Source organism: Paenibacillus sp. oral taxon 786 str. D14 (genome assembly GCF_000159955.1).
GTDB lineage: Bacteria > Bacillota > Bacilli > Paenibacillales > Paenibacillaceae > Fontibacillus > Fontibacillus phoenicis.
Window position 1 is genome coordinate 1 of sequence record NZ_GG695972.1, and the last position, 9,642, is coordinate 9,642.

The 9,642-nt window shown below is 48.4% G+C and carries 6 protein-coding genes and 1 CRISPR repeat array; all 6 genes read left to right on the top strand.

What is annotated here, in order from left to right:
* The first annotated feature begins 84 nt into the window (after nt 1–84).
* Genes cas5c through cas2 form a run of 6 tightly spaced genes read left to right on the top strand, consistent with a single transcriptional unit; the run spans nt 85 to nt 5,506 of the window.
* Entirely contained in the window at nt 85–798 is a 714-nt protein-coding gene (gene cas5c / locus POTG_RS05255; RefSeq protein WP_009223769.1) for a type I-C CRISPR-associated protein Cas5c, read from the top strand.
* A 1-nt stretch (nt 799) separates the two neighbouring features.
* Complete coding sequence (gene cas8c / locus POTG_RS05260; protein WP_009223770.1) at nt 800–2,680, top strand: type I-C CRISPR-associated protein Cas8c/Csd1; 1,881 nt, start codon at nt 800–802, stop codon at nt 2,678–2,680.
* Complete coding sequence (gene cas7c, locus POTG_RS05265) at nt 2,677–3,528, top strand: type I-C CRISPR-associated protein Cas7/Csd2 (protein ID WP_009223771.1); 852 nt, start codon at nt 2,677–2,679, stop codon at nt 3,526–3,528. The genes cas8c and cas7c overlap by 4 nt, the downstream gene beginning before the upstream one ends.
* Entirely contained in the window at nt 3,518–4,177 is a 660-nt protein-coding gene (gene cas4 / locus POTG_RS05270; RefSeq protein WP_036644352.1) for a CRISPR-associated protein Cas4, read from the top strand. Before cas7c ends, cas4 begins: the two co-directional genes overlap by 11 nt.
* A complete protein-coding gene (gene cas1c / locus POTG_RS05275; RefSeq protein WP_009223773.1) occupies nt 4,174–5,205 on the top strand; it encodes a type I-C CRISPR-associated endonuclease Cas1c in 1,032 nt (343 codons plus the stop codon). Before cas4 ends, cas1c begins: the two co-directional genes overlap by 4 nt.
* 10 nt (nt 5,206–5,215) lie before the next feature.
* Complete coding sequence (cas2, locus tag POTG_RS05280) at nt 5,216–5,506, top strand: CRISPR-associated endonuclease Cas2 (RefSeq protein WP_009223774.1); 291 nt, start codon at nt 5,216–5,218, stop codon at nt 5,504–5,506.
* A 170-nt stretch (nt 5,507–5,676) separates the two neighbouring features.
* A CRISPR array of direct repeats spans nt 5,677–9,576; the repeat unit is 32 nt; unit sequence GTCGCACTCCTTGTGAGTGCGTGGATTGAAAT.
* Nucleotides 9,577–9,642: the final 66 nt, after the last annotated feature.

Consider the following 9,642-nt stretch of genomic DNA (forward strand, 5'->3'; position numbering starts at 1 on the left):
GAACTAGCTAGATAATGAAAGTTGCAGCCTGAGAGGAATAAAAATCTTTATCAGGCTGCTCCTGTAAAGGAGGTGATTTAAACCATGAGAAACGAAGTCCAGTTCGAAGTTTTCGGCGACTACGCTTTATTCACCGATCCGTTAACCAAAATAGGCGGTGAGAAGCTGTCCTATAGTGTCCCTACCTATCAAGCGATCAAGGGAATCCTCGAATCCGTTTACTGGAAGCCGACGATCATGTACATCATCGACGAGTTGCGTGTCATGAAGCCGATCCAAATGGAATCGAAGGGAGTGCGCCCGATTGACTATGGGGGCGGGAACACGCTGGCTAATTATACGTATCTGAAGGATGTTCATTACCAAGTAAAGGCCCACTTTGTCTTTAACGAACATCGGCCGGATCTCGCCTTCGACCGTAATGAAGGGAAGCATTACAGCATCCTTCAACGTTCGTTGAAAGCGGGTGGGCGCAGGGATATTTTCCTGGGTACTCGAGAGTGTCAGGGGTATGTGCAGCCTTGTGAATTTGGCAGTGGAGCAGGTTATTACGATACGGATGAAAGAACGCATTATTTAGGAACGATGGTTCACGGGTTCAATTATCCCGATGAAACGGGGAGGAATGAGCTTTCGGTAAGGCTATGGTCTGTTGAGATGAATAAAGGGTATATCCGTTTTCCAAAGCCAGAGGAGTGCTCCATTGTCCGTTCAGTCAGAGAAATGGAGCCTAAATCGTTCCATTCGGATAGCATAGAGTCTGCGGAACAACTGCTCCGTAATTTAGGAGGTGAATGAGATGAGTTGGCTGCTCCACCTGTATGAAACGTATGAGGCTAATCTGGATCAAGTCGGGAAAACGGTAAAAAAACGCGACCGAGAATACACCCTGCTGCCGGTTTCACATACAACCCAGAATGCTCACATTGAAGTTACGATCGATGAAGACGGGGACTTTCTTGAAGCCAGAGTGTTGGAGAAGGAGAGCACCTTAATTCCCTGTACAGAGGAATCAGCCAGTCGGTCAGGCTCTAAGGTCGCACCTTACCCGTTACACGATAAGCTTAGTTATGTCGCTGGCGACTTCGTGAAGTATGGCGGGCAGATCAAAAATCCGGATGAAGTACCTTTTGACAAGTACATCCGCAACTTGGAGGAATGGGCCAATTCGCCCTATGCCACAGAGAAATTGAAATGTATTTATACGTATTTGCGCAAGGGGCGGTTAATCGAGGACCTGGTCGCCGCCAAAATCATCAGGCTTGATGAGAACCAGCATCTGATCGAGAAATGGGATGAGAAATATACGGCTAAGTTCGGGGAAAAGCCGCCCATTTTCTCAAGCGGGGCTGCGGAGACATCCAGTGCTTTTATCAGATTTAATGTGCTCTCCCCTGATTCACCCGAAGAAGTATGGAAAGATCAGGCGATGTTTGATTCATTTATTGCCTTTTATAATCAGAAGCTGGGAGAAACGGACGTTTGTTTCGTTACAGGAGAAATGCGTCCGAGTACGGAACGGCATGCGAACAAAATTCGTCATGCGGCTGATAAAGCCAAGTTGATTTCTGCGAATGATAATTCGGGCTTCACCTTTAGAGGACGCTTCAAAACAAGCAAGGAAGCGGTATCCATCAGTTATGAGGTATCGCAGAAAGCGCACAATGCCTTGAAGTGGTTGATTCACCGTCAGGGGAAAACGATGGATGAACGCGTCTTTCTAGTGTGGGGCAACGATAACGATCCCGTTCCGAATACCGATGAGGATATTGTGGACATGATGCGTCATTCGGGCCGGGAAATCGAAAGAGAACCGGATACGGACAAGCCTTATGCTGATCAGGTTAGACGGGCAATCGACGGGTTTCGGAATGATCTGACGTATCAAGCAGAGGTGAATATTCTCGTTCTGGACTCGGCAACGACCGGCCGGATGGCGGTGCTTTACTATCGTCATCTGAATAAGGAGCTGTATTTGAATCGTCTGGAAGAGTGGCATAACTCTTGTGCCTGGGAGCACCGCTACCGCAAGGAAGAAGAGCAGCTTATCACTTTTTATGGAGCGCCGGCAACGAAGGATATTGCATTTGCTGCTTACGGTCCCAGAGCAAGTGAGAAGATCATCAAAGGGACGATGGAACGGATGATTCCTTGTATTGTCGATAGACGTGCAGTCCCTCGAGATATTGTCAGAAGCGCCTTCCACCGGGCTTCCAATCCAGTATCAATGGAACGTTGGGAATGGGATAAGACGTTAAGCATCGCATGCGCATTGATTCGAAAAATGCTGTTAGAAAAAGGGGAGGAATGGAACGTGCCGCTGAACACCGAATCCAGGGAACGGAGTTATCTGTTTGGCCGATTGTTGGCTGTGGCGGATGTGCTTGAACGAGGAGCACTTGGCAAAGACGAGACAAGGTCTACCAATGCGATTCGTTATATGAACTCGTATGCCCAGAATCCGGGTCGAACCTGGAAGACAATTCAGGCCAGCCTTCAGCCTTATCAAGCCAAGCTGGGAACGAAAGCGACCTATTTATCCAGGATGATTGATGAAATCGCCGATCAATTTGAGGAAGGAGATTTCAATAATCTTCCATTAACAGAACAATATTTGCTTGGATTTTACAGTCAGCGCCGTGAACTCTATAAGAAAAAAGAGGAGGATACAAACGAATGAGCACGCTTGATCATAAAATCGATTTTGCTGTTATTCTGTCTGTGACAAAAGCCAATCCAAACGGGGACCCTCTGAATGGTAACCGACCACGCCAAAATTACGACGGCCATGGAGAAATCTCCGATGTGGCTATTAAGCGTAAAATCCGCAATCGCTTGCTGGATATGGGAGAAAAGATTTTTGTTCAGTCGGATGACAGAAAAGTGGATGATTTCAAAAGTTTGCGTGAACGTGCGGATGCCCATCCGGAGCTGGCAAAGATGCTGAAAAGTAAAAATGCATCGGCCGACGAGTTTGCCAAGCTGGCTTGCCAGGAGTGGATCGATGTACGCAGTTTTGGACAAGTTTTCGCTTTTAAAGGTTCCGAGCTGTCTGTAGGCGTTCGCGGTCCTGTTTCCATTCATACCGCTACAAGTATTGATCCGATTGACATTGTCAGCACCCAGATTACCAAGAGCGTGAACTCCGTAACAGGGGACAAACGCAGCTCCGATACGATGGGAATGAAGCATCGTGTAGATTTTGGCGTGTATCTGTTCAAGGGCAGCATTAATACGCAACTTGCGGAGAAGACAGGTTTTACCGAAGAAGATGCAGAGAAGATTAAGCAGGCGCTGATCACGCTTTTTGAAAATGACAGTTCTTCTGCCCGGCCGGACGGCAGTATGGAAGTCCATAAGGTATATTGGTGGAATCATTCCTCCAAGCTGGGGCAATATTCTTCGGCCAAAGTGCACCGGTCTTTAAAAGTATACTCTACAACTCCTGAACCCAAACGATTTGAGGATTATACGATTGAACTTGAGGAACTCGATGGCTTGAATGTCGAGGTTATTAATGGTCGTTAATGATGAGGATCGCTATTTGATGTTGTCAGGGCTCCAGCATTTCCAATTTTGTAAACGTCAGTGGGCCCTGATTCATATCGAACAACAGTGGGATGAAAATGTCAGAACCATCGAAGGGCAGCATTTACATCAAAAGGCGGATCAGCCGTTTATCCGGGAAAAGCGTGGAGACAAGTTAATCGTTCGCGCGATGCCGATTCAGTCAACGGAACTGCAATTAAGCGGAATCTGTGATGTTGTCGAATTTGTTCAAGACCCTGAAGGGGTTGAAGTGGCGGGAGCGGAAGGCACTTATAAAGTCTATCCTGTCGAGTATAAGCGGGGGAAGCCGAAGAAAGGTGATGAAGACATCATCCAGCTCGCAGCCCAAGCGATGTGCCTGGAAGAGATGATGCTATGCCGTGTGGACACAGGGTACATATTCTACAACGAAATCAAGCATCGTGTTGAAGTGCTGATTCATGACAGGCTGCGGGATCAAGTAAGACAAATGGCTGCAGAAATGCATCATTATTACGATAAACGCCATACGCCGAAGGTAAAGACGGGACCTTTTTGCAAAAATTGTTCGCTGCAGCATATCTGTGTGCCCCATTTAATACACAAACGCTCGGTCCAAAGCTACATCGAAGGGAGGCTGAGTGATTGAAGAAGCTGTTAAATACGTTATATGTTACTCAGCCGGATACGTACTTGGCGCTTGATGGTGATAATGTGTTATTACTTAAAGGCGATGAAAAGATTGGCCGTTTGCCGCTTCATAATCTGGAAGCGATCGTGAGCTTTGGCTACACGGGGGCGAGTCCTGCATTAATGGGGTATTGTGCGGATCGGAATATTTCGATCACCTTTTTGACACAAAACGGAAGATTTCTGGCAAGAGTCATTGGGGAAAGCCGGGGAAATGTCATTTTGAGAAAAACGCAGTACCGGATTTCGGATCATGAAGAGGGATCTGCAAAAATCGCACGAAACTTCATTACAGGGAAGATTTATAACCACAAGTGGATCCTCGAACGGATGACGAGAGATTATCCGCTTCGCATTGATGTTGAACAATTCAAGTCCATATCAGGCCAGCTTTCGGATATTTTGCGTGAAGTCCGTGACAGTAATAACCTGGAAAGCTTGCGGGGTTGGGAAGGCCAAGCCGCGGTTCTCTATAACCAGGTGTTTGATCAGATGATTTTGCAGCAGAAGGAGAGCTTCTTTTTTCACGGGAGATCCAGAAGGCCCCCAAAGGACAACGTAAATGCCATGCTGTCGTTCGCTTACACTCTCTTGGCTAGAGATACGGCTGCGGCATTGGAAACTGTGGGACTCGATGCTTATGTCGGCTTTTTGCACCAGGACCGTCCTGGCCGAGCCTCCCTGGCTTTGGATCTGATGGAAGAGCTGCGAGGAATTTATGCCGATCGGTTTGTCCTTTCGCTGATTAATCGGAAAGAAGTGACAACAACTGATTTTGTTACAAAAGAAAACGGGGCTGTGCTGATGACGGACGAGGCTCGCAAAAAGTTTTTGAAAGCATGGCAAACCAAGAAGCAAGAGAGGATTACCCACCCTTTCCTGGATGAAAAAATCTCCTGGGGGCTGGTTCCTTACGCTCAGGCCTTATTATTGGCACGTTTCTTGCGCGGTGATTTAGATGAGTATCCGCCATTTTTATGGAAGTAGGTGACTCGGGATGCTTGTACTCATTACTTATGATGTTCAAACCTCAGGCGTGGGAGGAGCTGCGAGGCTCCGTAGAGTGGCTAAGGCATGTCAGAACTACGGACAACGGGTACAGAATTCCGTGTTTGAATGTAACGTCGATGCATCCCAGTTCACCGCTCTGAAACTGGAGTTATCCCAACTCATTGATCATGAAAAAGACAGCCTGCGATTTTATCGGCTGGGTAATAACTACAAAACCAAAGTTGAACATATTGGCGCGAAACCGTCGATTGATTTAGAGGACCCGCTCATCTTCTAACGGTGCGAACCCCAAGCGCACATAAAATCCCTATGAGGTTCGCACCCCGCGCTATTACTGGGGTTGTTGAGTTTTTTGTTGGAATAAACAATAACATTTCGCACTCACAAAACAGGTTCGCACTTCTGGGCATGTGAGGCCTTGTGGCTCAAGGCTTCACAAGGCCCGCAGTCGCACTCCTTGTGAGTGCGTGGATTGAAATATCGAGATAAACTCTAAGCATACCTGTCCAATAATGTCGCACTCCTTGTGAGTGCGTGGATTGAAATAGTTTGAGCCGCCCTATCTCCACGCTGATCTAACGTCGCACTCCTTGTGAGTGCGTGGATTGAAATTCAGACCCCCCCTGATATGATTTGCGAAAAAATCGGTCGCACTCCTTGTGAGTGCGTGGATTGAAATCCGACCGGATCATTTGAAACCACGCTGACCACGGTCGCACTCCTTGTGAGTGCGTGGATTGAAATACTACGCACGTTATGAATGCTGATGTAGCTCTTGTCGCACTCCTTGTGAGTGCGTGGATTGAAATCACCCAACATGTTTCCGCCTGCAGATGTGGAGCTGCGTCGCACTCCTTGTGAGTGCGTGGATTGAAATGCCTGTAATGACATCAGTGTCTACGCCGCCAATCGTCGCACTCCTTGTGAGTGCGTGGATTGAAATATTGCCGCCCTCATCCTTACCCTCCCCTTTGATTGTCGCACTCCTTGTGAGTGCGTGGATTGAAATGTCAAGGTAAACACGCAACATACCTGTCCAATAATGTCGCACTCCTTGTGAGTGCGTGGATTGAAATTGGCCGGTGTACATGTGAGCGATGTGCTCCTTGTGTCGCACTCCTTGTGAGTGCGTGGATTGAAATTCGCTCACCGTTGCAGGGCAAGCTTTTACCGCCTTTCGTCGCACTCCTTGTGAGTGCGTGGATTGAAATTATGTTAAAACGCTCTGCTTTGGTCTGTGCCATGGTCGCACTCCTTGTGAGTGCGTGGATTGAAATATTGACTGCTCATATCGCTTTTGATGCTTACCCCGTCGCACTCCTTGTGAGTGCGTGGATTGAAATGCGTCAGGCCACCTGCTTTTATTGCTGTCAGTACCGTCGCACTCCTTGTGAGTGCGTGGATTGAAATTCTTATTTGGCGATCTACCATTTTTATGAATTGAGTCGCACTCCTTGTGAGTGCGTGGATTGAAATACTACGCACGTTATGAATGCTGATGTAGCTCTTGTCGCACTCCTTGTGAGTGCGTGGATTGAAATCACGTTGATCTAACTCTACGATCATCCACTTAGGCGTCGCACTCCTTGTGAGTGCGTGGATTGAAATAGCGCTACTTTAAGCACCACGATAAAGACGACAAACGTCGCACTCCTTGTGAGTGCGTGGATTGAAATCCCTATGTCCTGGACTATGACAGGGAGATGCAAGAGTCGCACTCCTTGTGAGTGCGTGGATTGAAATATCGTGTCATAGGCACGAGCAGTAAAATAATTTAAAGTCGCACTCCTTGTGAGTGCGTGGATTGAAATCAGAATTACGGCGCCGCCTGGCCGACCTTGATCGGGTCGCACTCCTTGTGAGTGCGTGGATTGAAATGTGGAAAGAGCACCGAGCCGAACTGAAAGCAAAGTCGCACTCCTTGTGAGTGCGTGGATTGAAATGTCACAGCATGAGCGACAGCACCGTTCGGCGGCGGTCGCACTCCTTGTGAGTGCGTGGATTGAAATCGCTCGAACATTGGAACACGCGTACCGCGCACGCGTCGCACTCCTTGTGAGTGCGTGGATTGAAATTTTGGAGATAAATATAAACTTTGCAAAGAATACCAAAGTCGCACTCCTTGTGAGTGCGTGGATTGAAATATGCGTCAGGACAAGACAGTAGTAGGATACTCGGGTCGCACTCCTTGTGAGTGCGTGGATTGAAATCGTCAGGCCGGACGTACCGTAACGGCTCTCGCTCGCGTCGCACTCCTTGTGAGTGCGTGGATTGAAATTCCTCAAAATCCCTCATCAACGAAACCATCTCTGGTCGCACTCCTTGTGAGTGCGTGGATTGAAATCGTAGCTCCTAAAAGATAATCCAGAAAGGGACAAAGTCGCACTCCTTGTGAGTGCGTGGATTGAAATAGCCGTGATCCCAGCGGTTAAACAGTGGATCGGGAGTCGCACTCCTTGTGAGTGCGTGGATTGAAATGATTGCTTGTACATAATCTTTGCTCTTAAACATCGTCGCACTCCTTGTGAGTGCGTGGATTGAAATGGCAGTTTGTTGGATGGAGATATAATCGTCGTCGGACCAGGTCGCACTCCTTGTGAGTGCGTGGATTGAAATATTGACGGTGTGCCCGTGAAACAATCCGAGTACCGTCGCACTCCTTGTGAGTGCGTGGATTGAAATAGGACGAAACTGCTCGGCTCAAAGAATCCGCTCAGTCGCACTCCTTGTGAGTGCGTGGATTGAAATTTGAGTATAACGAAGCTCCAGCACTAGTGTTTGGTCGCACTCCTTGTGAGTGCGTGGATTGAAATTTGGCGACATACGCAGCGGCGATCTGGTCGAAGGGTCGCACTCCTTGTGAGTGCGTGGATTGAAATATCGACATCCACGTAATAAGCGCCATCTTACGGTGGTCGCACTCCTTGTGAGTGCGTGGATTGAAATATCTTTCAAAACCAAGCACAACGCGACGAATACGTCGCACTCCTTGTGAGTGCGTGGATTGAAATGTCTAAGTGGAGCGAGTGGAACCAACACAACAAGTCGCACTCCTTGTGAGTGCGTGGATTGAAATTGACGGCTGGATGCTTAGCCACCGCCGCGCGTAATCGTCGCACTCCTTGTGAGTGCGTGGATTGAAATCGCGATTATACGTCGGCGTTGCAACGTCAGGCCGGAGTCGCACTCCTTGTGAGTGCGTGGATTGAAATTGAACCGAAACAACAAGGTGATCCCAGAAGAGGAGTCGCACTCCTTGTGAGTGCGTGGATTGAAATACCTCTTCCTCCTGGATTAGCCCCTGTGACGCTAGTCGCACTCCTTGTGAGTGCGTGGATTGAAATTCCAGGCTCCGGCTTCCGGATAAACCCGTACCGTGTCGCACTCCTTGTGAGTGCGTGGATTGAAATGGCTAAGGCCATCGCTTCGCTGGAGGATAACTGCCGTCGCACTCCTTGTGAGTGCGTGGATTGAAATTCACGTTGTTCGTCCAAACGAGTGAAAAGAGTTGTCGCACTCCTTGTGAGTGCGTGGATTGAAATATTTGTACATCAACAGTCCTGGAGGGTCGGTATTCGTCGCACTCCTTGTGAGTGCGTGGATTGAAATATAATGCATTATCTCCTTTCGCACTGCCTCCCGTGTCGCACTCCTTGTGAGTGCGTGGATTGAAATAGCGGTATTAAATACAGCACCACGCGGGAGGACGTCGCACTCCTTGTGAGTGCGTGGATTGAAATGCCATGATCCGCACACTAGATAAAGAAGATGACGTCGCACTCCTTGTGAGTGCGTGGATTGAAATTCAGAACCGCTAAAGAAGATGGGTTGCCGCAGGATTACGTCGCACTCCTTGTGAGTGCGTGGATTGAAATTGCATCCTTCGGCTGGTCGCAATATCGCTGGCAGCATGGTCGCACTCCTTGTGAGTGCGTGGATTGAAATATTTTCCCATTCGGCGATTCTGGAGATTTCTTCCGGGTCGCACTCCTTGTGAGTGCGTGGATTGAAATCCAACAGCTAACGGACGTGATGCAGAAGGTATTTACGTCGCACTCCTTGTGAGTGCGTGGATTGAAATGATAAGGACGCGGTGATCATTAACCAAGGAGATGTCGCACTCCTTGTGAGTGCGTGGATTGAAATTCACCAAACTTGGTCCATACCAGTTCAGGAATCGTCGCACTCCTTGTGAGTGCGTGGATTGAAATCAAGGGCGCTGGACCCGGCTCGGTACGGCGATCGGCGTCGCACTCCTTGTGAGTGCGTGGATTGAAATTCCCAAGGGAGATGCCTATTGAAGCAACGCCTCAAAGTCGCACTCCTTGTGAGTGCGTGGATTGAAATGCCACTTTCTCGCGGTCCTGATCCATCTGGAGATCGTCGCACTCCTTGTGAGTGCGTGTATTGAAA

Coding starts and splice junctions, on each gene's coding strand:
- cas5c (WP_009223769.1), top strand. CDS start 85: ATGAGAAACGAAGTCCAGTTCGAAGTTTTCGGCGACTACGCTTTATTC.
- cas8c (WP_009223770.1), top strand. CDS start 800: ATGAGTTGGCTGCTCCACCTGTATGAAACGTATGAGGCTAATCTGGAT.
- cas7c (WP_009223771.1), top strand. CDS start 2,677: ATGAGCACGCTTGATCATAAAATCGATTTTGCTGTTATTCTGTCTGTG.
- cas4 (WP_036644352.1), top strand. CDS start 3,518: ATGGTCGTTAATGATGAGGATCGCTATTTGATGTTGTCAGGGCTCCAG.
- cas2 (WP_009223774.1), top strand. CDS start 5,216: ATGCTTGTACTCATTACTTATGATGTTCAAACCTCAGGCGTGGGAGGA.